The sequence below is a fragment of the Citrobacter sp. C1 genome, from assembly GCF_014596895.2.
GTDB lineage: Bacteria > Pseudomonadota > Gammaproteobacteria > Enterobacterales > Enterobacteriaceae > Citrobacter > Citrobacter gillenii.
In genome coordinates, this window is record NZ_CP115035.1 from 2,019,400 (window position 1) to 2,043,820 (window position 24,421).

Here is a 24,421-nt window from a genome sequence, read left to right on the forward strand (position 1 = left end):
CTCAACCACGGCGCGTCATCTGATGACGAACCAGCAAAATAACAGGCAGTGTGCCGGCTAACACAATCATTAGCGCAGCAATTGCCCCTTCTTCATAGGTACCTCGCGCCGCTTCTGCATACAGCAGCGTGGCCAGCGTTTCGAAGTTTACCGGGCGTAGTAGCAGGGTAGTGGGCAACTCTTTCATTGCATCGGCAAACACCAGCAATGCACTGCTTACCAACGCTGGACGCAGCAGCGGGAAATGCACGCGAGCAAACGTACCTGCCCCATTTTCTCCCAGTAAACGTGAGGCTTGCTCAAGGGAAGGAGGAATACGGCCCAGCCCGGAATCCAGCGCGCCGATGGCTATGGCCTGAAAACGCATCGCACAGCAAATGATCAGCAAAATACCGGCAGACATCAGCGGTAAACCGCGCATGTCGAGCAGATCGGCCAGCCAGCGGTCAACCGCCATCGCCGGGGGAAGAAAACCAATCGCCAGAATCGTACCAGGCACGGCGTAACCTAACGAGGCCAGACGCATCACACCGCGACGAAAGCCAGGCATGGCGTTGTCTGCGGCGCTGCGACGTGCGCTCCACGCCACCAGCATGCTGACGCAAATCACCACCAGCGTGGTACCAGCCGCTAGCGATAGCGTGTTTTGCAATGCAGAAAGTAATGACGCGGACAGCGGATTCTCACCGCCTAACCGTTTGGCGCTCTCCCACAGTAAAAACAATACCGGGGCCAGGAAACCCAGTACAACCGGGAGCGAAATAACCACGCCGAGCAGCCAACCGCGCCAGCCATGCACGCGCGTGGGTTGAATTTCTCGCAGACTGCGACTGCTGAATCCTTGTTTTCTGCGACCGTAAAACTCCAGCGTCAGGATAAAGAAGATAAACATCAGCATCATGCAGGCGATTTGCGCCGCAGCGGATAAATCAGAGCGCGAGATCCACGTGGTGTACACGGTGACGGTTAAGGTTTGTACCCCAAGGAATTCCGACGCGCCGATGTCATTGAGCGTTTCCAGCAGCGCCAGGCTGATCCCGACCGCCAGCGCCGGACGGGCCATTGGCAGGGCCACGCGGAAGAAGGTTCCGCTGGCGCTGCAGCCCAGGGTACGTGCCGCCTCCAACAAATGCGCGGGCTGGCTGATAAACGTGGCGCGAGTGGTTAAATAAACATACGGATACAGCACTAAACCGAGCAGCAGGATCGCGCCGGAAAGGGAGCGTAAATCCGGCAAGCGGAACTGTCGCGGGCTGTCGAAACCGAGTAAAAAACGGATGAAGGTTTGCAGTGGGCCAATGGGATGCAGTAAATCGAGCCAGGCAAAGGCCACGATATAGGTCGGCATCGCCAGCGGCAGCAGCAGCGCCCAGCTCAGTATTTTGCGCCCAGGAAAATCCCATGCAGTGACTGCCCACGCGCTGCCAACGCCAATCACGCCGACCATGACCGCGACACCTGCCAACAACAGTACAGTGTTTTTTAACGCAGAGGGCAACACCCAGGTGATGAGATTATCCCAGTGGGACAAATCAGCCTGTGTGGCCTGCCAGATGAGCGCCACAATAGGAGTCAGGACGCCGAGTGCAATACACAGGGCACCAAGATGTAACGGCGTTAATAATGACTGCGGCCCGGAAACCAGGCCGCGTAACGTCGGAAGCAATAGCGGTTTATTGATCGAATCCAACTTTATCTACCAGCAGACTAGCTTGTTTACGGTACTTCACGATTTCGGTTAACGGGATCTTGTCGACGTCGATTTCACCGATAGTGGCGCTGATAACCGGGTCGAGCGTTACACCTTTGAGTACCGGATATTCGAAGTTCGCTTTCGCGTATTGTTGCTGGGCAGGTGCGGAAACCAGATATTCCATCAGCTTAACGGCGTCGGCTTTATTGGGTGCGTAACGGGCTACGGCAGCACCGCTAATGTTGACGTGTGTGCCGCCTTTCTCAAAGGTCGGTTTCACCACTTTAATGGCATCACCCCACTGACGTGCATCGGTGCCTTCTTTGGCATTTTTCATATGACCGACGTAATAGGAGTTGGCGAGGCCAATATCACAAATCCCGCCGAGGATATCGCGGGCAACGTCACGATCGCCACCGGTTGCTTTACGTGCCAGGTTCGCCTTCACGCCGCGCAGCCACTCTTCTGTTTTGGCCTCACCGTGGTGGGCAATCATGGCGGCAATCAATGCGGTGTTATACGGATGCTGCCCGGAACGGATACAGACTTTGCCTTTGTACTCCGGGCTTGCGAGCTGCTCATAATGCCAGTTATCGATAGGCATCGATTTCTCAGCGTAGAGCACGCGTGCACGCATGGAAAGCGCAAACCACTGATTATCTGCACCGCGCAGGTTAGCCGGAATGGCGGCTTTCAGCGCATCGGACTCTACCGGTTGCGTTACGCCCGCTTCGACTAAATCGATGAGGTTACCGGCATCGACGGTCATCAGCAGGTCGGCAGGGGAGTTCTTCCCTTCCGCTTTAACACGCTCAAGCATGCCATCCTTGATATACACCGTGCTCACTTTTATACCGCTGGTTTTTGTCCAGCTATCGAGCAGGGGTTGGATCAGGCCTGGTTCACGGGTGGTATAAAGCGTTAACGTATCCTGTGCGAAAGCCGGCAGGCTGACGGAGAGGACCAGGGCAGATGCAAGCGTGATACGGCGCAGTCCGGTGCGAGGCAGAGCATTCATCGTTTATATCCCAGAGTAATTGGAACGTACAGTGACCCGAGCAGGCGCTCGTTCTTTTGGCCCGCGTACAATAAATGATAATCACTAGCACTTACAATAATGGCAAAGTTTAAACGATTTACATTTACATAACTTTAAACAACGGTGTGATGTGGGGTTTACTCGGCGAAAAGTGGCGGGTAGAGAGAGGGTGAGACTCCCTGCCACTAGTTCATGGATAACTACCGTTTTACGCGCGCTTTTTGTGACAGGGTTTCATCCATAATGGCGCTAACTTGTTTCATCACCATGCCTGCGTTTTTGACGCCTTTCGCTTCCTGCTCGTGGACCCACTTGGTTTGCGCAGCCCGGTAATGGGTGGCGGTGTTCCACTGTGCGACCTCCTGCGATTGCAGAACGCGTACCGAGGCCCCAGCCTGGCGTAAATCGTCTATCTGGGTGTTAAAACACCTGTCCATGACTGAACCCAGAGATTGATACGCTGTTTCAGCCGCACGCTGAATGGCGACCCGATCTTCATGAGAAAGCGCGTTCCAGGTTTTTTTGTTCATCGTCAGAATATAGAGATGCCCCAGCCACAGATTTTTGGCGAGAAGCACATTGGGTGCGAACTGATACGCTTTAAGAGCGTAACCGCTGTCCACGTTCAGCATCATGCCATCGATTGCCCCCGTTTTTAGCGCGTTATAGGTCTTTTCACCCCAGGGCATGGTCACCGGTTTAGCCCCAGCGTTTTGCAGAAAATCACGGTGCCAGAAGCTGGCAGAGCGCCATGTGCCGCCTTTGATATCGCTCAACGTCGCTATGGGCTTAGCGCTGAAAAAGGCCAGTGGATAGCCAGTGGCAAGGAAAATACTCACCACATTATTTTTCTCAAGCTCAGCCGGGAATGCCGGGATGTCAGCGTAGACGTGGCGGAAGAAGGCCACCTGTTGTTCACTGGCCGGTCCGACGGGAAAGCTTTTAAATATCTGATTCAGGGGCAGCGCGTCGGCGGTGTATTCAGGTACGACAGTCGCCATATCCACCTTTCGTTCGTTGCCGACGTTGCGTAATGCATCGTAGCTGTTACTGAGCTCACCGCTCCAGTGCGCCTCTATTTTCAGCCGTCCGTTTGACTCTTTCTCAATGGCGGGGAAGAGCACGTCGTTAAGAAAGCGAGTGCGCATCCCACCCAGCGGTTCATGATCACTGTATGTCAGGATTTGTGTAGCCGAAACCGTGGTGGGTAGCAGCAGGGCGATGAACAGCATTGCCAGATATTTTCCGTATATTTTGTTGGGGCGCATACATTTCCTTTGCGTTGCTGAGATGAAAAAGGGTCAATGGCGGATGAAATTGTCAGGCCGTCTGCCCGGCTAACCAGCGTGTACCACTTGCTTTCATTTGTTGTTCCAGATCGCTGCCACGGGTGGCAAAGACGCGTTGAACCGGAAAACCACTTTTTTCCAGCAGATAAGCCAGCGCGGCGTATTCACGCGGATATTTCTCTGCCGCACTTTGGTCAATCGCGACCATGCCGAGCGGAAAGGTAAAGCTGGCCATATCGTAAATACTCTGGCGATGGAACAGCTTCCAGACGCCGTCGCGTTTTTCTGCCATGTCATAGAAACGGTTATGACCAATGCAGCCCAGATTCAGCTTAACGTGCTCAGCGATAATCATGGCGTTGGTTTCGACAATAGCCCTCGTCGCGTTGGCATTGAAGGTGACTACCGGCGTGCCAATCAGATGCTTGGTGCGCACATCTGACGCTCCCATCCGCATTGAGCCCTCAACGAAATCGCTGGCGAGGCCCTCAAACCACGTGATTTCAATGGTGCCGTCCGGGTGAAAAAGGTTGCGCAGCTGCTCCCATTCCCCCAGATCGCGGTGCATCCAGCCCGTGAGAAGATCGGTGATTTGCTGACGGTCGTCCAAATAATTTTGCATAACATGTACTCTGGTATGGGATTGGATTTCAGTTTCATCCCCAATGGAGATAAACTCAAATAGATAGATATGACTGATCAATCATTTTATTTGATGGCGGAGTAACGATATGGATCTGCGCCATCTGCGCTATTTTCTGGCTGTTGCCGAAGAAGGCCATTTTGGTCGCGCGGCTCAACGTCTGCATATCGTCCAACCTGCGCTGAGTATGCAAATCAAGGCCCTGGAAGAGGAACTCGGTGGTCCGCTGTTTGTACGCACCAGCCGCAAAGTGGAGTTAACGGACGCCGGGCGGCTACTACAGGTCGAGGCGCAGCGCACGCTGGAGCAAGCGGATCACGCCCGACTGACCGTTCAGCGCTCAATACGCGGTGAAACGGGTCAAGTACGCGTGGGGTTTGCCGGTAATGCCGTCTTTAGCGGCAAGCTCACCAACGATCTACGTGCTTTTCGCCGAACCTACCCTGATGCCGAACTGGTTGTGAATGAAGTCGCACCGTTGCTGCAAGCTGAGGCTATCCTGACGGGACAGCTCGATGTGGGTTATACCCCCGATCACCACAAAATCCATGATGCCGCGCTAATGGCTGAACAGATCGGTGTCTGGCACCGGCAAGTGGCGATGGCTGACGACCACCCGTTGGCCGCACGGGCGTCGCTGACAATCGATATGCTCGCCGAGCAGCCACTCATTTTTTATGACGCGCATGGGGCTGATGAGTCGCTTTACACCGCACTTACCGAAATTATGGGCCATGCTCCGCATATCGCCCATTGCACCGCAAGTACCCTAAGCGTGCTTGCACTCGCCGCCGCCGGCCAGGGGCTGGCGCTGGTGCCCGATCCTCTGCAGCATGTGAATATTCCTGGATTGGTATACCGCCCACTGGATGCGCCGGAACTGTCGGCGAATCTGATGCTCATCAGCAGGCAACAAGAGAATAAGGGGGCCGTACAGGCTTTTCTGCAGATAGCGCGTGAAAATGCGGGAGTATAAAAGCAAAAAAACCGCTTAGTTTCCTAAGCAGGCTTCTTAAATTTGGCTCCTCTGACTGGGATCGCCGTAGCCAATAACTGGCTAATAAGTAAGCTAAACTTGAATTCACTGCTTGTCAAGACCACCAGAATGACTACCAATTTGCTGAATAGGTATATAACGATCTGTGATAGAACAAAGTAGCCAAAAAACTTGGTTTCGGTGGTGATGGCAAAGTGCCAGGTTTTCCAGACAGATCTTGATTGAATGGGCTGCTAAGAGACGGTTAACTCATCAAACTGGGCCAGGTTGTACTGTAATGGACAGAGAGGAAAATATCACCAATCACCAATCACCAATCAGCGATCAGCGATCTAGGCCTTGGCATTCAAATGGGTAAAGATAATTTATCTCTGCTGGAAGACCAAAGTCCGCTAAGACGAAGTGAGATTTTTGCTGGCAGTTGAAGCGCTATACTTGCCCTAACTGATGCCATAAAACGCTTGTCGAATATCTTAGGACGTGAAGCGGATATGACTGACCCTACCTGCATTATGTGGGCATGGCCGTAATTAAGGTTCTTGTTTTCAAATTTGAATCACCATGGGCACTGTGACGACGCCACCGATTGTAATTGCACTCGATATAATTAAATACCATAGCTCTTATCATTTCTGGCTGATAACACCTTCCCCGTGGATATATTCTGACACTCAGCTAGTGGAAGATGTTTTCCGCGCACGCATTGCCTTAACAGTACCTAGTTCGCTTATGCGACTGTGTAGTTTATGCCGCCGTAGGGCCATTTGTAACATATTGCAGATCCGGCGGAGTTGCTGTCGTCGGTCCAGCAGATGGTGACGTCGACACCAGATATACTTAACTTCAGGGCTTCGCGATGTATGTCGGGCCTTTTGGAGAATAGTCATTTCTTTGTCATATTTAGCCTGCAGGTATTTGAGTCTGGTATTCTTGGCGGCAAGTTCCTGCTTTTGCTCAGAGCTTGTCAGGAGTTGATGTTGTTCTTTACGCCAGCCATAAGTTTACGATTTCTAATGACCGAGTTTGCGGGTAGTTGCGGCCACATTGATACGTTCAGCGATTCACTATTCATGGATGAGAGCAGAGGTGTGATGCCCGTAAACGTCAAGCTGTACTGAGAGAAACGGTTTATATCTTACACCCGAATTTCTATTTTTTCTGGGTTCCTTTGCTAGATGAATCACATGCAGACAGACTGGCCAACGTGTTGATTGAAATAATATCTTCGCGTGAACTACTGACCCTTTTTGTACCTTACCGACAGTTCATTCGGTCATTCGAGGTGTACGGTGTTCGGCCACGCATGAGAATATGTGCGTAAAGCTATTGAAGGTATGTGACGCGAGAGAATTTGAACTGTATAGATTGTGAAAGGGGGGGCTGGAATTATCGCGAGTATTGAATGTTCAATATATAGAAAGCAAAAAATCTGCTTGCTTTCTTAAGCGGGTTTCTTAAATGCTCTTAAATAACCTTAATTGTAGTATGCTATCTTAAATTTAGGAAAATAATCTTATATCTTATTAAGAAACGAGGGAACTTCTTAAATCCTATTTTGTTTGAATCTGTAATTATCTATTATATTTACAAACAAAGATGAAGTAATGGTTTTTGAGTATTGAATAAAATGTTTATTGATATAATATCTGAAGACAAATACTGTGGTTTAGGTTTGCGTTGTTTTTTATTGTTCTATAATAAAAAATCATTTTTTGAATTTGATACCGTTCTTGACTCTGGATGTGATTCAATTTTTCTTTTGAAGAAAAGTGAAATATACCAGCACAAGAGTAATTTCATTTCTTTCTGCAGGACAAGAAAGGTTGTTATTTCAAAATCATTACCTTTAAGAAATATCCATGACTTAATTATGAACTATGAATGTATTCAGGGTAAAGGAAAGGGGATGTTGTCAAGTTCAGAATTAAATACGCTTTTTTTATTATTCAATGGCATGACTCCAAAAGAAATGGAGTTTATGTTTAAAATAAGTCATAAAACTATTAGCGCTCAGAAGTTGAGTGCCTTAGAAAAATTAGGGTGTAAAAATTTAAAAATACTTTTTCGGACAATGAATGCTTGGGAAAATTGTATTAATAAGGGAGTACCTTTTCGCAAGTCGGATACATAGTTAGCCGGTTTTTATACTTACATCAGCGAAATTAACATTATTTATGAAAGCATCAAACCCTTTTAACTCATTTTTTTAATTATTGTTGCTTTTTTTCATTTTTCACACTATTGCTTTAGTATTTTCTAAAATATCCATTGCTTCTTTAGAAGATGAAAGTATGGGAAAAATATAGATGATATTGAGGATAGTACAGAAGCATATATTCTTGCCTGGAATTTGCAATCTCGAGATGAGGTGTTAGCGGTAGATAGAGGCATTATCGACCTATCTACCGTTACTCCAGAGCAGTTGCGTAGTAGCTTATCCGGAAAGATGAGATCTGAAGTTGAAGGCGGTTATCAAGATTTGGAACAGTTCAGGTTCGTGCGAATACTGACCAAATTTATACGCTTAACAATTACTCTTTTGAATTAATTCTATCTCTGACGATGCGCGAGAATGACTTATTTTTTCACACTAGGGTATTCATCGTGAAGATGGATGCCCCTTGATGAATAATTAAAATATTCCTTAAAGTATTTTTGATTAACAGAAAGCAACCATCTGATAGATGGCTTAAATAATAATGTTATCCATGGGTTATATAAGAGCAGATCATTCTCGCTTAGTAATTCTTTATTAAATTTTATGTGCTAGATGTGGCATTGTATCGCTTAATTCATACTCAAATTTTTTTCACGTGGCTTTGACAACGTAATAATACAGAGTATAATGTTATTAATTTATATTTATGGTGTCAGTATATGTTCTGGATTATTAACGATAATATTAAATTCTATCCAGACAAAAACCAGCTGGTATCGGTGAGTAACCCTGATCTGAGCGCAATGCTGACAGCGCCAGCTAGTCGTTGCTTGGTCCTGTTATTGGAATCTTTTCCAAATATAGTTCCTCAAAAAGATTTTTTCACTTTCGTCTGGGCTGAAGATGGGATGCTTGTCCCGGCAAATACGCTTTATCAGAATATATCAATCGTTCGTCGTGGACTACGAACAACGGGAGAAACCAATGATACGCTGGTTTCAACAGTTCCTCGAAAGGGTTTCCAGATTGATAGTAGTGTGAAGGTTACTAAGGTTTTACCTAAAGAAGCAGAAGCAGAAGCAGAAGCAGAAGCAGAAGCAAGTGAAAAATCGGTTAAAAATGAGCTCCAGGATAAACATTTTTCCCCTGAAGCAGAAATTTCCGTTACTGAAACCCTGCAGTTGAAAACTGATAATAAGAAAGGGTGGAGCTATAACCTCATTGTACCGTTAATATTGATGCTAATATCATTTGGTCTCGGTGTTTTATTAATTCAGCATTCCTGGAATAGTGACGTAGAAAAAAACTTCTTTAGTACATATACCATTAACTCAATAGAGAATGGCTGTCATTTCTTATCCAAAAATGATGATATTAAAAGGTTTGGTAATTTTACAAAATTCAAAAATATGATTAAGCAAACAGGGGTTGATTGTAAGAAATATCCATGGATTTATTTTCTTTCATCCAGCTCAATGCCTGCCCTGTCAGCATTCATCTGTAAAGAACCTTATGAGAATACTTCACATTCAGGATGCGTCACCCTCTATTTTCGGGAGATAACAAGTGACTAAAAGGACGGTGGTTGTATATTGTTTGATTCTGTTTGTCGCAGGCGTAACATTATCATGGTTTTATAGTCTGAAAAAAGAGAGTGGGGATGATGCGGAAGTATGTTCAGCCTCAGTAGTTGTTTACCACAATAATATCCGTGCCAACCTGACGCTGGATTTTATGTATAATTTGAATGAACAAGCAGGCGTCGTCACAGTTAATGGTACTTATTCTAAAGATGATAAAGTTATCGGTGCAATCAGAAGGGATGTATCTTATATATGGACTGAAAACAAAGACTCTTTCAGTTTTACATCAGTCAAAGTGAATAATATTATAAATGATGACTCTGTCTCTGATGAGGCAATTAGTGAATTACTTCCGGATTTTTACATCTACCCTGAAAAAAATGTCGTTTATTCTGTCCTACCACAGGGCTCAGATAGTTTTATGTTCTCAGTAGGCAAACGCCCCGTATTTCTCTGCTACCGTTAAAAATCTCGTTCTTTCCCCTAATGCATACTAGATGTTTCTATCTCTGGTATGCTCCATGCTACTTCTTTTGCTTTTAATTTATTCTCTTTAAAAACAATATCTTGATTATGTTTTTGATGTTGTGTTTTTAACTCTTAAATTTAACTAAATATATTAGTAATGTCATTTAAGGAAATTTAAGAATAGTTAAGATGCATTTTGTTTACCTTTTTATGTTGCCAGTAGATGATCGGTATCATAAATCACTCTTAGTATATTTTTTCCAAAGTAAATATTCTATAAGTTGGTTGGCGTTTATATATAATTGATTTTTACGAGGTTGTTTAAATGAATCGTGTCTTTCGTGTCTTATGGAATAAGGCAGCAGAAAGCTGGGTTGTCGTTTCTGAACTTATGACCACAAGGAAAAAAAGTGGGCAACGTTCGATCTGTACAGTAACAGCTTTGGCGGCGTTGGGAGCTAGTGCTTGGGTATATGCTAATGATGTATCGAGTTTAAATTTTAACCCCGTAGATTGTGATAATGCAGTATGCTCTTTTGAGGTCTCTAATGGCGCATCTCATACTCTTAGCGGGTCGCTTGCGACGATAAATAAAGGTAAAAATAACCAGACATCTTTGACGTACGAAGAAATGGTTGATTTTGGCCTAATTGTCTCGGGATCAAGAGATTGGGAGCGATTAAATACAGGATCCAGGACAGAGGCGGTACTGGTACCTGATACCAATATCCCCGGTTCATATATTTCGGTTCCTGTTTATACCTCATCAAATTTCAATTCTGGTTCATGGGCTATTGATCCGGCTACAGGTGAAGCAATCACGTATTACGTAAATACCGGCGATATTCATGACATGCAGTATGTCAATTCCAGAATGGGGCAAGTAGCCAGTTCAGGAGGAACGTTAACACTTGATTTGGGCGATCCAACCAAAGGGATCTCCGCGAGCGAGAACTATTTTGCTTTGGTAGGAAAAGCGGGAGAAACAGGAAAAACGTCATCCTGGTTTTATGCCGATGGTACAGCGGGAAATAATAGCGAGATTGTCTGGAACTCTAAAAACACCGCATTCCTAGGTTATTACCCTGCTTCAGCCGTAGGTGGGCAAGAAGTTGAGTCGACACAGCGCTTTCAGGTTCCTGTTTATGCAGGAATGTTTAAAGTGACTGATGTAAAAGGGAATACCACGACGCACACCGTGACAGATGTTGCATCGCTGGGGGTATACAATAACTGGGTTATCGATCAACTGAAAAAAGGTAATCTCACCGCCTCTAGTTATAATACCGTTTTATCATATGGTTACAGTTATAAAACGGAGGAGTCTGTGTATAAAAGTTCCTCACTGGTCACTGCCGGTGATGAAGTTACTCTGGCTCCAGGGACGATGGCGCTAGCACAAGCAGATGGCGAAAATGCAAAAGTTCGCCTTACCCGTGAAGGCGACATCGAAGCGAAAGTAAATAACAGTAATATCATTTTTTATGGTTCTAGCGGTGGAACCATTGTTAATGATGGTGTGCTTTCCGGATTTAATTCTGGGACAAGTCTTTCAGCTATTAGCGCCCTGGTGAAAGTGGATACAGGCGGCCACTTTGAAAATAATGGGCTTATGAACGTAGGGTTTCTGACCAACGGTAATGAAATTGATACCTCCACCCCTGTTGATATGTTTACGGCTCGTGGTGTGCTTGTTGGCGCGAATAGCTCTGTCGATAACACCGGCATTATCAATGTAGGATCGGCAAACCAGGCGCGTCAGAATTTACCTAACCAATTGATACGCGGCATAACGCTCAATGCTACGGGTAGTAAGGGCACTAATAGCGGAACAATCAATGTCGCCGTTAATGCAGATGGTTTTTCTCCACTGACTACGGGGGTGGAGTTAATCGGCAAGAGTTCTTTTGGGGTTGCGCCGGAATTCACTAATAACGCTGATGGGGAAATATATATCGGTCGCACTGCCCAGTATCTCTCTGGTGCGGGGGGTAAGGATATCCCACTTATTGGTAGTATCGGAGTGATGGCTAGTGGCGCTTCGAAAATTAAGAATGCAGGAAAGATTACCATTGGCGCAGAAACGCAGGGCGCAGTGGGTATAAAACTCACAGCCGGGGCAACAGGGACGAATACCGAAACAGGGGTTATTAATGTTAACAGCGCGGTATTGGGGTTACAAAATCTCGCCGTTCAGGCTGGCGATGGGAGTAAATTCACACATAACGGCACCATTAATCTTAATGGTGTCAATCAGGTAGGGTTGAAGGCCACTACTGAAAACTTATCCGGTGAAAGTGGAAGGTCGGCCAAGATTATCGATGCTGGTATTGTGAATATCAATGGCAGTATGGGGACGGAAGGGGTTCGTAGCTACGGTTTAATGGCTGAGGGTGCTGGATCACTGATTGATATGCAAGGTGGAGAGATCAACCTGAATGGTGATGGTGGTATTGGTGCTTATGCCATCGATGGCGGTCGTATCAATATCGCCGCAGGTAGCAACATTAACTTCAATAGTGGCGTGAATGGAATCGGGTTCTTCGCATTTGGTGAGGGGTCAACCATAAATATTGGCGGTAACCAGCCGCTGGATATTTCTATCGATGATTCCACGCTTATCCGTATTGATAGTGGTTCGACGCTGGCTACTCAACCCAATCAGAAGTTGATAGCTTCCGGTAAAAATTCCACAGCATTGGTAGTAAGCGGCGAAAATTCTCACGCAAATATGGATTCTCTTAACTTCGCAATCACCGGTGAAAAATCCACAGCAGTACGAGTGGAAGGTGGGGCAAGAGGGGAAATGAGTGGGGCCTCGCAACTGGCGCTCAGCGATAAAACGACGGCAGTAGTGATAGATAACATCCGCTACGATGTTAATGGGGTGGCTGTAGGGCGTGGTGATTCTCTATTTACTAATACGGCTGATATTTATGTCAATAACGCCAAAAGTGTGGTGTTGTTTAATGTTAATAACGGCGCGAAATTGATCAACACCGGCAATATTGAACTGAGCGATGGTACTGCGATTGTGCTGAGCGGCGTAGGATCAACGGTTTCACCTGATACGGCGGGGCAATTTGGCTCGATAACTGTGAATGATGGTAACGCAGGCATTCAGGTGGCTAAAGGTGCAACGCTCAATACATCAGCATCGATCACTGTGGACGGTAGTGCTAGTGCGCTACTAGTAAACGCTGATGCGGGACGTGTTGTGCTCAATGAAGATGCTCATCTTACGGGGAAAAGTGGTGGGTATGGAAACATTATCACTAACCAGTCCTCTTCCGGGAATGTTCTGGTTGATGGTGCAACCATTGAGATGTCGGGTTCTGGAGCAGCTTTACTGTCAGAGAATAATATCGACTCGCTATCCCATGGGTATATTCTTGTCTCCAGTAACACGGGGGGCAAAGGGATTGCATTATCCGCAGCGGATGGCTCAAGAGGTGAAGGTAGTCTGGAAGTCAGCGATAACTGGAAAATTGATGTTCTGGGTGATGGCTCCGGGGTATATAGCAACACCACTGGCTCGTTGGTTGTTTCAGGGGTTATCGATGTATCCGGAACGGGTAATGCGGTGAAAAGCGATGCGACGGATATTTTGTTTATTAACCCTTCGGCTGTGCTCACTGGCCAAAATTCCAAAGCTGTACTTGTTTCAGGTACCTTAAACCAGATGGTGAATTCTGGCCAGATTCTAGCACATTCTGTGACTGACATGGCGGTAGAGCTGAGTGATTCCGATGAAATACTGATCAACACAGGCAACAGCAAAACTTCAGGTGTGATTCATACCGGTGCAGGAAATGACACAGTACTGTTTACCGATAACAGTTTGCACAATGGAATACTTAAAACCGGTGATGGTGACGATACTGTGACTATCCAGGGGAATAACGTCTCGGTTGAGCATCTGGAAGGTGGGGCCGGGCATAATACCTTTATTCTGAGCAATGTCACCCAAGCAGTGGCTGATGAAAAGCTCAGCAAGATGATCAATGGTTTTCAGTCTATACATCTGTCGAATGCAACTATTCTCGATCTACAACGTGATTTTTGGGAAGACGATCTCTCTAACCGGGCGACAATAGCAGGACGTACTCTTGATATCGATGAGAGCAGTAGATTAACAATTTCCAATGATCAACGGTTAACTGCCGATGTGAACAATAGTGGGAATATTGCTTTCCTGGGAAATAGAAATACCTTCGCATTTGAGCAGAATATTGTTAACAGCGGAATGTTTGCTCTTAATGCAAATAGACGTGTCGGAGATACGTTACAGGTTAACGGCGATTACCATGGCAATGGTGGTGAGATTAGTTTTGATGTTGTGTTAAACGGTGATACGACCTCTCCCGGCGATCAAATGATTGTGGAGGGTAACACCAGTGGAATCACTAAAGTACTCGTCACCAATACCGGTGGTAATGGTGCTCGGACTGTAGAAGGTATCAAATTAATCACCGTGAACGGGGCGTCTACTGGGGATTTCATCAAAAAAGGGCGTATTGTCGCTGGGGCGTATGACTACGATCTTGTTCGAGGTCAGGGGATGAATTCGGGTAACTGGTATCTAACAAGCTCAACGGGCGAACCGCCGGTTTTATTTGACCCGGAACCTGCACCAACTACACCGGATGTGCCGGTAATACCAGAGGTGCCCGCAATACCGGATGTACCAGTAATACCGGATGTGCCTGTAATACCGGATGTGCCTGTAATACCGGATGTGCCTGTAATACCGGGTGTACCAGTAATACCGGGTGTACCAGTAATACCGGATGTGCCTGTAATACCGGATGTACCAGAAATGCCAGGACCTGTTCCTGCACCCATCGTCGCGCAGGTAAGACCGGAAGCAGCTGCGTATGTGGACAACCTTTATGCTGCTTATTCGTTATTCAACATAACGTTGCAGGATCGTATGGGTGGAGCTCGAGGAGTTGATTCAGACAGGAATGAGCAGTCTGGTTTGTGGTTGCGTCAAACAGGTGAACATCTCCGCTCCCGCGACAGTAGTGGGCAGAACAACACGCGGTCAAATCGATATGTTACTCAATTAGGTAGTGATGTTGTTCGTTGGAGCAGCAATGGACAGGACCGCTGGCTGTTTGGGGTTATGGCGGGGTATGCGAACCAAAACGGTAAAACGCGGAATCATATTAACGACTATTCTGCCAGAAGTTCTGTAAATGGTTACAGTGCAGGAATCTATGGTACCTGGTTGCAAGATGGTGATGATAATCCAGGCGCGTACGTTGATCTTTGGGGCCAATATAATTGGTTCAATAATAGCGTGAAGGGAGAGTCCCTTACTGGAGAAACTTACCGTTCCAATGGCGTAACTGTCTCTGTGGAAGCAGGTTATAGCTGGAAAGTGGGGGAGAGTGCGAATCAGTTGTATTTTATAAAGCCTCAGGGGCAGATAACTTGGGGTAACGTGCAGGCGGATAAGTATGTTGAAACCAATGGTACGCGAGTGACATTCTCTGGAGAGGGAAATGTGCAAAGTCGATTGGGGATCAAAGGGGCAATGAAAGGTAAAAAACATACTGAGGAGGATGGCAAAGTACACTCTATGTCACCATTTGTTGAGATTAACTGGCTTCACAACACGCACGATTTCGACACATCACTTGATGGGATGCACGTCAGTAAAGCGGGTATACGAAATCTTGCGGAATTGAAAACAGGGATTGAAGGGAGCATGGGTGATGGTGTTGATTTGTGGGGGAATATATCCCAGCAGATTGGTGCCGAGGGGTTCAGGAATACTCAGGCAACAATAGGTATTAAAATGGCATTTTGATTTTTTACTATGCCCCTTTACTGGGGCATTAATTGTTATTGCACAGTTATTGTCTAAAGCTGATTCAGCCATGATAAGGAAATATCATGAAGTCTATAGGTGTTTTTTGTGGTTCCTCCGAAGGTTTATTACCTGTTTATATGCATTCTGCTCGAAATGTGGGTAAACATCTAGCGAGTACTGGTTTCCAAATTGTTTATGGTGGTGGCCGTGTTGGATTAATGGGAGCTATAGCAGATTCAGCATTACAACATGGAGGGCATGTAACTGGAGTGATGCCTTTGGCCCTTGTTAAACGTGAAATTGCACATACAGGTTTATCAGATTTGCAAATTGTTGATGATATGCATCAGCGTAAGAAAAGAATGGCAGAACTTTCATCATTTTTTATCGCGCTGCCTGGTGGGGCCGGTACCCTGGAGGAGGTATTTGAACAATGGACATGGGGGCAACTAGGAATTCATCATAAACCTTGTGCATTTTTGGATGTTAATGGATTTTATCAGCCGCTTAGAGTAATGATTTCTAAAATGGTAAGTGATGGGTTTATGCAGCAAATGTATGCTGACATGTTACTTATTTCTGATTCTCTTGAGGAGATTGTAAGTCATTTTTCTGCCTATTCCCCTCCGAAATCAAAGTGGAGTGAAATTGAGTCTGGTATGTGAAGTGAAAAGGCATTGTAATAACCATTACTTAGCTTGAAAACATCCCAGATCATTTGGTGTTTTTGTAATGGAGTGGCTATGCGTAAGGTTGTGTACATTGCTTTGGTCTTAAATTTGAGATTATAAACTTTAAATGCAATTATATTTAGTTGTTTGTTCTGTGCTTTTGTTTAAGACCATTTCAGTTGGTTTTGTTCTCAGTGTATAGGAATATATACCCACGAGTATTTCTATTTATCTTTTGAATCACTTTGCTTGGATTCGAATTGTCTATTCTATTGTCTGTTTTGTGTGACTATATCTAGCGTGGATTTCTTATGTGTAATAAATACGGATTGGTGTGTGTAACTTCAGGATTATGGCGAGAAAAAACAAACCCCACTATCAGCCGCAAGGGTGATAGTATGGCTCGTCAATTAAAAACATCATGCAAACTTATAGCAGTGATGGTTGCTGCAATTTTTTCCGGTTCTGCAATGTCAGTGAGTGCGGAATATAATTACATGGGTGATATTTATCTGCTTTACACAGATAATGGTAGAGAGGGAGTGTTACCTGTATTTGAAGCCGGGACAAACTATGTTGTTGATAATCTGAATGTAAATGCAATACTTACTGATACGGGGTACGTATCTTTGTTTAGCCCAAGGGGAGTTACTGTTAATGTGAATGGTGATGTTTCTCTTGGTAGTAAAGTTTTTTTAGATAACAATTCACAAAAGGACGTTAGCGCACTATATTCACAGGTGACACTACACGCTTATGATAATGAATTAAATATTATAAATAATAACAAGGTAAATATATGGGGTAGAATAAGATCTGAAACTACATATCTGTCATCTTCCACCCTGAAACCCTCAGCTATTAATATTATCTCAGGTGATGACTCTTATTTTCAGGGGGTAACGGATTTAGCTTATAGTACAGGAGGCGTACGCCGGGATGTTGATACGCGACTATACACGCCTTCAGCCGGACCGCTCATAAATTTAACTTTCAACGGCAAGAATAGTGTTTGGGACATGAACGGTGATTCTGAACTCACCAACTTGACGTTGAATGACGCTACCCTGAACTTTATGGCGGGTCGTCAGACCGAGGGTTCAGTACTGACTAATTCTGGTCGTGTACCAACCATCAACGGTGGGGTGTTCCAGTCTCTTACTGCTGGCTCTGACTTCAAGACCCTCATTGTTGCCGGTGATTACCATGGCAACAACGGAAATATTATCATGAACACCATACTTGGAGATGACGACTCTCTTACCGATCGTATGGTTGTACATGGCGACACCTCTGGTAGTACTCATGTTGCTATTCGTAATGCTGGTGGAGTCGGGGCAGAAACGCTGGAAGGCATTGAACTTATTACCGTGCTCGGTAATTCCTATGGTGAGTTTAAGCAAAATGGCCGCATTGTTGCGGGGGCTTATGATTACACGCTGCATCGCGGAATAGGTACAAAAGAGGCTAACTGGTATCTCAGCAGTGCACTGACACCGCCATCGCCTGAACCAGAAGAGCCAGTTACAGAGCAACCTGAAGACCCCGCTGCTGAGCAACCGGAAACGCCTGCGCTTCCTGAAATGCCTGAAGAGGAAGAACCGGCATTTCCAGAACTGCCAGATGCGGAAGAGCCAGCCGTGCCTGTTATACCCCAACCATCTGTTCCGGTACCGATTCCACGTGAACACGCGGTACGCCCTGAAGCTGGTTTATATGGCATGAACCTTGCTGCGGCAAACACTCTGTTTCACACGCGCTTACAGGATCGTCTCGGTGAAACTCGCTACACGGATATCGTGACCGGTGAAGAGTACGTTACCAGTATGTGGCAGCGTAATATCGGTGGCCATACCCGCCAGCATGACAGCAGCGGTCAACTTGATATTCAGGCTAATCGGTATGTAATGCAGGTCGGCGGTGACATCGTTCAGTGGGGCGCCGCTAATACCGATCGTTTTCATTTTGGGGTGATGGCCGGCTATGCAAACCAGAAGAGTAACGCCGTTAACCAGCGCAACCGAAACAAGGCGAGCAGCAGTATTAGTGGATATAACGTAGGTCTTTACGGCACCTGGCTACAGAATAGTCACAGCCAGGAAGGGGCATACGTTGATAGCTGGTTACAATACAGTTGGTTTGATAATACGGTTTCTGGAGTAGGCGTGGCGGCAGAAAGATATAAGTCGAAAGGTTTTACGACGTCAGTGGAATCTGGTTACAGCTGGAAACTGAAGGATTTGAGCAAGCGTAATGCGCTATATGTACAGCCGAAAGCACAGATAACGTGGATGGGTGTGAAAGCTGATTCTTTCAAAGAAACCAATGGTACTCGTGTGGAAGGCGAAGGTCAGGGAAATATTCAAACTCGCCTTGGTGCCCGCTTGTATGGTCATGGTCACAGTAAACAGGACGAGGGTAAGGGACGGTCATTCCAACCATTTGTGGAAGTTAACTGGGTACACAACACAACGGACTTTGGCACTTTACTAAACGGTGAGCGGGTTAGTTTGGCGGGTAGCCGAAATATCGGTGAGATCAAGACCGGTGTCGAAGGGCAACTGACAACGAATATCACTATGTGGGGGAACGTGGGCCAGCAACTGGGCGATCAGGGCTACAGTGACTCTTCCGTAATGTTAGGTGTTAAGGCGACTTTCTGAGGCAGTAGAAAAATTGCGCGGTGCAAGCTAAACCGCCCTGAGTCAACGATAGCAACGACGAACCGGCCACCAAGGCCGGTTTTTCGCTAAGTCCCTGTTGGTACCATTCATATTGATATATAACTCGCTGTCTGACCAAAAGCTCTGAAGAATCAAAAGCCTAATATTTTCAAGGGTATAAATGCGGCATCCAAAGGCATCGTTAATTGATGCAATGGATATTCGCAGAAAGCAAAAAACCCGCTTAGTTTCCTAAGCAGGCTTCTTAAATATGGCTCCTCTGACTGGACTCGAACCAGTGACATACGGATTAACAGTCCGCCGTTCTACCGACTGAACTACAGAGGAATCGGTGTGGAGGCTTATCTTAGCGGCGAAAAATTTTTTGTCAAACCCCATTTCCTTCAATGCGTATCAATTGGTGCTTCTCTCGACAGTTTGTTGCATTTACAGACATTTTATATGGAAAAAACTTTGCAGCTTTTTTGATTCTCCCTCATCATTTGAAATGAGGTTTCAACTTTCTTCATTAAGGTCCACTTTGAACGTCTCCGCTGCCTTACGCCAGGTCGTTTCCCGCACGCCCTGGTACGCCAAACGCAAGAGTTATAAAGTTCTATTCTGGCGCGAAATCACCCCGCTTGCCGTACCTATTTTTCTGGAAAATACCTGCGTGCTCTTAATGGGGGTACTGAGTACCTTCCTGGTAAGCTGGCTGGGCAAAGAAGCGATGGCAGGCGTCGGCCTCGCCGACAGTTTCAATATGGTCATCATGGCATTTTTTGCCGCCATCGATCTTGGCACCACGGTAGTCGTGGCCTTTAGTCTGGGAAAACGCGATCGTCGTCGAGCCCGAGCCGCAGCCAGACAGTCGCTGGTGATCATGACAATTTTTGCCGTCGCGCTGGCCGCGATCATTCATCACTTTGGGGAACAGATCATTAATGTCGTTGCCGGAGAAGCGACACCTGAGGTTAAAGCGCTGGCGCTAACGTATCTTGAACTGACGGTGCTCAGTTATCCTGCGGCAGCCATTGCGTTGATCGGCAGTGGGGCGCTACGCGGTGCTGGAAACACCAAAATACCGCTGCTGATTAACGGCGGTATGAACATACTGAACATCATCATCAGTAGTATCCTGATCTACGGTATTTTTTCCTGGCAAGGGCTGGGGTTTGAAGGCGCTGGGCTGGGGTTGACGATTTCTCGTTACATCGGCGCTGTCGCCATTATCTGGGTATTGATGATTGGTTTTAACCCAGCGCTGCGGATTCCCCTGAAGAGCTATTTTAAGCCGTTGAATTTTGCCATTATCTGGGAGGTGATGGGGATCGGTATTCCTGCGAGTATCGAATCAGTACTGTTTAACGGCGGTAAGCTGCTCACTCAGATGTTTGTCTCAGGGATGGGAACCAGCGTCATTGCCGGTAACTTTATCGCCTTCTCTATCGCAGCACTGATTAACCTGCCCGGCAATGCTCTGGGTTCTGCCTCCACCATTATTACCGGGCGGCGTCTGGGAAATGGACAGATTGGCCAGGCTGAGATTCAGTTGCGGCATGTATTCTGGCTATCCACAATTGGTTTAACCGCCATAGCCTGGTTATCAGCTCCCTTTGCCGGATTAATGGCCTCGTTCTATACCCGCGATCAGGATGTAAAAGAGGTCATAGTTGTTCTAATTTGGCTCAACGCGGCATTTATGCCTATATGGGCGGCATCGTGGGTTCTTCCTTCCGGGTTTAAGGGGGCTCGCGATGTCCGTTTTGCGATGTGGGTTTCCATGCTGGGCATGTGGGGCTGTCGCGTGGTGGCAGGTTATACCCTCGGGATCGTCTTAGATTGGGGTGTCGTCGGGGTTTGGATGGGGATGTTCTTCGACTGGGCAGTGCGTGCTGCGCTGTTTTACTGGCGCATGATCTCCGGGCGATGGTTATGGAAGTATCCGCGTCCGGAACGGGAAAAGTCTATAAAACAACCCGTTGCGTCTGAATAAGCAACGAAATGAAGAAATATTCGGCAAACGATCGCATTTCTCCATTCAGGCTTTGACAATGCTAACTGGCATCGCTAATATTCGCCCCGTTCACACGATTCCTCTGTAGTTCAGTCGGTAGAACGGCGGACTGTTAATCCGTATGTCACTGGTTCGAGTCCAGTCAGAGGAGCCATATTTAAGAAACCTGCTTAGGAAACTAAGCGGGTTTTTTGCTTTTAGCGCAGTACAGCCGTTTGAGTCGGGATAGCAAGCCAGGCGGCGGTTTCACCTATCGAAAATTGTTTATCCAAAACGTTTTGCTGTGCGAAGGGTCCGATCCTTTTTGGAGAGAATACGGTCAACTAACGTCAGTTTCGTTTCCTGGGAATATTGTGATTTAGTCAAAAAAAACTGCACCTTATTCAGTTGGATAACCAATCTTGGGGTGCAGTCCACTACGCTTTTCGGTCCGACGGAATACCTTAAAACGGGCCAGAAGGCCCGATATTTTATCCTTCGACGTTCACCTGTGCGGCAGCATTCTTTGCCCGTTCAACCGCCTCGTCAACGCTTTCATCTGTTGCCAGCACAACGCCTAAGCGACGTGAGCCATCAATTTCCGGCTTACCGAACAGACGAAGCTGCAAACCTGCGCCAACGGCACTTTCTACGTGATTAAACGTCACATTCTGACTGGTGAGTTGTGGCAGGATAACGGCTGATGCGGACGGACCATATTGGCGGATTGCGCCGATGGGTAATCCGAGGAACGCGCGGACGTGCAGCGCAAACTCGGACAGATCCTGCGAAATTAACGTCACCATGCCGGTGTCGTGTGGGCGAGGGGAGACTTCGCTGAAAATTACCTCATCACCGCAAACAAATAGCTCTACGCCAAACAATCCGTGACCGCCCAACGCCAGCACGACCTTGCGGGCAATTTCCTGTGCGCGTTTCAGCGCCAGTTCACTCATCTGCTGCGGCTGCCAGGATTCGCGGTAATCGCCATCTTCCTGGCGATGGCCTACCGGCGCGCAGAAGTGCACACCGTCAACGGCGCTGACGGTGAGTAGGGTGATTTCAAAATCAAAATTCACTACCCCTTCCACGATTACACGTCCCGCACCAGCTCGGCCGCCCTGCTGGGCATATTCCCAGGCTTCGGTAAGCTGCTCAGCGGAGCGAATAAAGCTCTGACCTTTGCCGGAAGAACTCATTACCGGTTTCACGATACATGGAAAGCCGATTTCAGCCACCGCATCTCGAAAGCGGGCTTCGCTATCGGCGAAGCGGAAAGAGGATGTGGGTAATAACAGCTCTTCAGCAGCCAGACGACGAATGCCTTCACGGTTCATGGTCAACTGTGTGGCGCGCGCGCAAGGCACGACGTTCATACCTTCCTGTTCCAGTTTTACCAGCATATCCGTCGCAATAGCTTCAATTTCTGGCACGATATAATGGGGTTTTTCGCGCTCGACAACCTCGCGCAATGCCTCGCCATCCAGCATATTAATCACGTACGCACGGTGGGCTACGTGCATCGCTGGCGCGTCGGGGTAACGATCCACGGCGATGACTTCTACACCCAGGCGTTGGCATTCAATCGCCACTTCTTTACCCAGTTCCCCTGAACCTAATAACATCACTCGCGTTGCTGCCGGACGCAGCGCTGTGCCTAATAACGTCATAAATTAATCCCCTGTTTTATCTGGGCGCAGTATATACGAAAACGTTTGCGTCTGTCTTTATTACCAGGTTGATTTTGCGGCTGAAAAAGAATATACTGTACATAATTACAGGTAATTTAAGAGGCTGCAAAATGGCGGTTGAAGTTAAATACGTAGTCATTCGGGAAGGTGAGGAAAAAATGTCGTTTACCAGCAAAAAGGAAGCCGATGCGTATGACAAAATGCTGGATACAGCAGACCTGCTAGACACCTGGCTGGAGCAGTCGCCGGTCGCGCTGGAAGATGAACAGCGTGAAGCGCTTTCTCTGTGGCTGGCCGAGCAAAAAGACGTGCTAAGTGCGATCCTAAAAAACGGCAAACTGCCGTCGCCTCAGGCAGTAGAAAACACGGCGTCCGACGGAGATGACACACAAGCAGCCTGATCCGACTTGCGCTCCCGGCGTTTTGTACCATGCTTTTCCCTGAATCATTGTGCTGTACCCAACTGATTTCGCGTTGCATTTCTGCGGCCTGAAGGACGAAGGGGATAAAGGAGAAAAGAATGAATAAAAGAAAAACGCTGTTAAGCCTGCTGCTGTTATCCGCCAGCGTGTCGACCTTTGCTGCAAATACGGAAAGTAAGACCGTTCAGTTTCCCAAGTGTGAGGGACTGAACGCCGACGGTATTGCTGCGAGCGTGAAACGTGATTATCAGCAAAATCGTATCGTGCGCTGGGCTGACGATCAGAAAAAACTGGGACAACTCGATCCTGTTGCCTGGGTTAATCCACAGGACATTGTCGGCAAAGACGGGCAGTGGACGGTACCACTTACCGTGCGCGGTAAGAGTGCGGATATTCGCTATCAGGTGAAGGTTGATTGCAAAACGGGCAGCGCAGAGTATCTGGCGCAGTAACCTGGTATTTGCGCATCTTTTGCTACAATAGACACTTCCTGACATCCCCTCGGGTACGCTGTGATAATTAATCGTCAGTATTTGAGGGGCAAAATGGCTAACTGGCTGAATCAACTGCAATCTCTTCTTGGGCAAAAAGGATCTTCCGCGTCTTCTTCGGGCGATCAGGGACTGAGCAAATTGCTGGTTCCCGGCGCATTAGGCGGACTGGCGGGGTTACTGGTAGCCAATAAATCCTCGCGCAAATTGTTGACCAAATACGGCACCAGTGCGCTGCTCGTCGGTGGCGGCGCGGTGGCTGGCAGCGTGCTATGGAACAAATACAAAGATAAAGTCCGCACGGCGCATCAGGATGAGCCGCAGTTTGGCGTGCAAAGTACGCCGGTGGATGAGCGGACTGAACGCCTGATCCTCGCGCTGGTCTTTGCAGCAAAAAGCGATGGCCATATCGATGCAAAAGAGCGTGCGGCCATCGATCAGCAGCTGCGTGAAGCGGGAGTAGAAGACCAGGGGCGCATCCTGATTGAACGCGCCATTGAGCAACCGCTGGATCCTCAGCGTCTGGCACAGGGGATCCGCAACGAAGAAGAGGCGCTGGAAATCTACTTCCTCAGCTGTGCGGCGATTGATATCGACCACTTTATGGAGCGCAGCTATCTGAGCGCGCTGGGCGATGCGTTAAAGATCCCACAGGATGTTCGAGAAGGTATTGAGCAAGATCTTAAGCAACAAAAACAGGCATTGCCGGGCTAAATAGTTACGGCGCAGGAGCATATTTCGCTTGCATCATTGCTGACTTTTGCCACCCTTATAGGATGATTAAGCAAAAGAACAA

General features: G+C 47.1%; 16 protein-coding genes, 2 tRNA genes and 1 pseudogene. 13 read left to right on the plus strand and 6 right to left on the minus strand.

The features are described from left to right. Window position 1: 1 nt before the first annotated feature. The 4 genes from IB214_RS09700 to IB214_RS09715 form a co-directional block, all read right to left on the minus strand. Window positions 2-1,690: an iron ABC transporter permease gene (locus IB214_RS09700; protein ID WP_115258171.1), complete on the minus strand. Its 1,689-nt coding sequence runs from the start codon at window positions 1,688-1,690 to the stop codon at window positions 2-4. After that, entirely contained in the window at window positions 1,674-2,711 is a 1,038-nt protein-coding gene (locus IB214_RS09705; protein WP_115258172.1) for an extracellular solute-binding protein, read from the minus strand. Before IB214_RS09705 ends, IB214_RS09700 begins: the two co-directional genes overlap by 17 nt. A 221-nt stretch (window positions 2,712-2,932) precedes the next feature. Next, the gene (gene dctP / locus IB214_RS09710; protein WP_117343331.1) at window positions 2,933-4,000 is read right to left on the minus strand and encodes a TRAP transporter substrate-binding protein DctP; all 1,068 of its coding nucleotides are present in this window, start codon (window positions 3,998-4,000) and stop codon (window positions 2,933-2,935) included. A 52-nt stretch (window positions 4,001-4,052) separates the two neighbouring features. After that, window positions 4,053-4,643 (minus strand): nuclear transport factor 2 family protein, encoded by a 591-nt coding sequence (locus IB214_RS09715; RefSeq protein WP_117343332.1) that lies wholly within the window; start codon window positions 4,641-4,643, stop codon window positions 4,053-4,055. 109 nt (window positions 4,644-4,752) lie between these two features. On the opposite strand from IB214_RS09715, the gene IB214_RS09720 reads away from it, so the two are divergent. From IB214_RS09720 to IB214_RS09755, 8 genes and pseudogenes are all read left to right on the plus strand, one after another. Beyond that, window positions 4,753-5,640, plus strand: coding sequence for a LysR substrate-binding domain-containing protein (locus IB214_RS09720; RefSeq protein ID WP_117343333.1), 888 nt, complete (start codon window positions 4,753-4,755; stop codon window positions 5,638-5,640). 166 nt (window positions 5,641-5,806) lie between these two features. Beyond that, window positions 5,807-6,057, plus strand: a pseudogene (locus IB214_RS09725) (IS110 family transposase); the annotation flags it as partial. Window positions 6,058-7,288: 1,231 nt separating this feature from the next. Further along, window positions 7,289-7,792, plus strand: coding sequence for a hypothetical protein (locus tag IB214_RS09730; RefSeq protein WP_135953068.1), 504 nt, complete (start codon window positions 7,289-7,291; stop codon window positions 7,790-7,792). A gap of 746 nt (window positions 7,793-8,538) precedes the next feature. Then, window positions 8,539-9,393 carry a winged helix-turn-helix domain-containing protein gene (locus tag IB214_RS09735; protein WP_117343334.1) on the plus strand — a complete coding sequence of 285 codons (855 nt, stop codon included), beginning with the start codon at window positions 8,539-8,541 and terminating at the stop codon, window positions 9,391-9,393. Then, the gene (locus tag IB214_RS09740; protein ID WP_115258179.1) at window positions 9,386-9,868 is read left to right on the plus strand and encodes a hypothetical protein; all 483 of its coding nucleotides are present in this window, start codon (window positions 9,386-9,388) and stop codon (window positions 9,866-9,868) included. The genes IB214_RS09735 and IB214_RS09740 overlap by 8 nt, the downstream gene beginning before the upstream one ends. Before the next feature lie 327 nt (window positions 9,869-10,195). After that, the gene (locus IB214_RS09745; RefSeq protein WP_117343394.1) at window positions 10,196-15,688 is read left to right on the plus strand and encodes an autotransporter outer membrane beta-barrel domain-containing protein; all 5,493 of its coding nucleotides are present in this window, start codon (window positions 10,196-10,198) and stop codon (window positions 15,686-15,688) included. Between the two features lie 86 nt (window positions 15,689-15,774). Further along, window positions 15,775-16,356, plus strand: a complete 582-nt coding sequence (locus IB214_RS09750; RefSeq protein WP_117343335.1) for a TIGR00730 family Rossman fold protein — start codon at window positions 15,775-15,777, stop codon at window positions 16,354-16,356. 404 nt (window positions 16,357-16,760) lie between these two features. Next, window positions 16,761-19,025, plus strand: a complete 2,265-nt coding sequence (locus IB214_RS09755; RefSeq protein ID WP_223240379.1) for an autotransporter outer membrane beta-barrel domain-containing protein — start codon at window positions 16,761-16,763, stop codon at window positions 19,023-19,025. Between the two features lie 272 nt (window positions 19,026-19,297). On the opposite strand, the gene IB214_RS09760 is transcribed toward IB214_RS09755, so the two are convergent. Continuing rightward, window positions 19,298-19,373, minus strand: a tRNA-Asn gene (locus tag IB214_RS09760). Window positions 19,374-19,533: 160 nt separating this feature from the next. Here IB214_RS09760 and IB214_RS09765 point away from each other — a divergent pair. Beyond that, window positions 19,534-21,021: an EmmdR/YeeO family multidrug/toxin efflux MATE transporter gene (locus tag IB214_RS09765; RefSeq protein WP_223240380.1), complete on the plus strand. Its 1,488-nt coding sequence runs from the start codon at window positions 19,534-19,536 to the stop codon at window positions 21,019-21,021. A gap of 99 nt (window positions 21,022-21,120) precedes the next feature. Next, a tRNA-Asn gene (locus IB214_RS09770) sits at window positions 21,121-21,196 on the plus strand. A gap of 316 nt (window positions 21,197-21,512) precedes the next feature. Here the strand turns inward: IB214_RS09770 and purT are convergent. After that, on the minus strand, window positions 21,513-22,691 hold the full coding sequence (gene purT / locus IB214_RS09775) for a formate-dependent phosphoribosylglycinamide formyltransferase (RefSeq protein WP_117343338.1): 1,179 nt from the start codon (window positions 22,689-22,691) through the stop codon (window positions 21,513-21,515). Window positions 22,692-22,822: 131 nt separating this feature from the next. Here purT and yebG point away from each other — a divergent pair, with 131 nt between their 5' ends. The 3 genes from yebG to IB214_RS09790 all read left to right on the plus strand — a co-directional run bounded on the left by yebG (window position 22,823) and on the right by IB214_RS09790 (window position 24,339). Continuing rightward, entirely contained in the window at window positions 22,823-23,113 is a 291-nt protein-coding gene (yebG, locus tag IB214_RS09780) for a DNA damage-inducible protein YebG (RefSeq protein WP_115258185.1), read from the plus strand. A 119-nt stretch (window positions 23,114-23,232) separates the two neighbouring features. After that, window positions 23,233-23,586 (plus strand): protein YebF, encoded by a 354-nt coding sequence (gene yebF, locus IB214_RS09785; RefSeq protein WP_096756683.1) that lies wholly within the window; start codon window positions 23,233-23,235, stop codon window positions 23,584-23,586. Between the two features lie 93 nt (window positions 23,587-23,679). Continuing rightward, window positions 23,680-24,339 carry a tellurite resistance TerB family protein gene (locus tag IB214_RS09790; protein ID WP_117343339.1) on the plus strand — a complete coding sequence of 220 codons (660 nt, stop codon included), beginning with the start codon at window positions 23,680-23,682 and terminating at the stop codon, window positions 24,337-24,339. The last annotated feature ends 82 nt before the right edge of the window (window positions 24,340-24,421 follow it).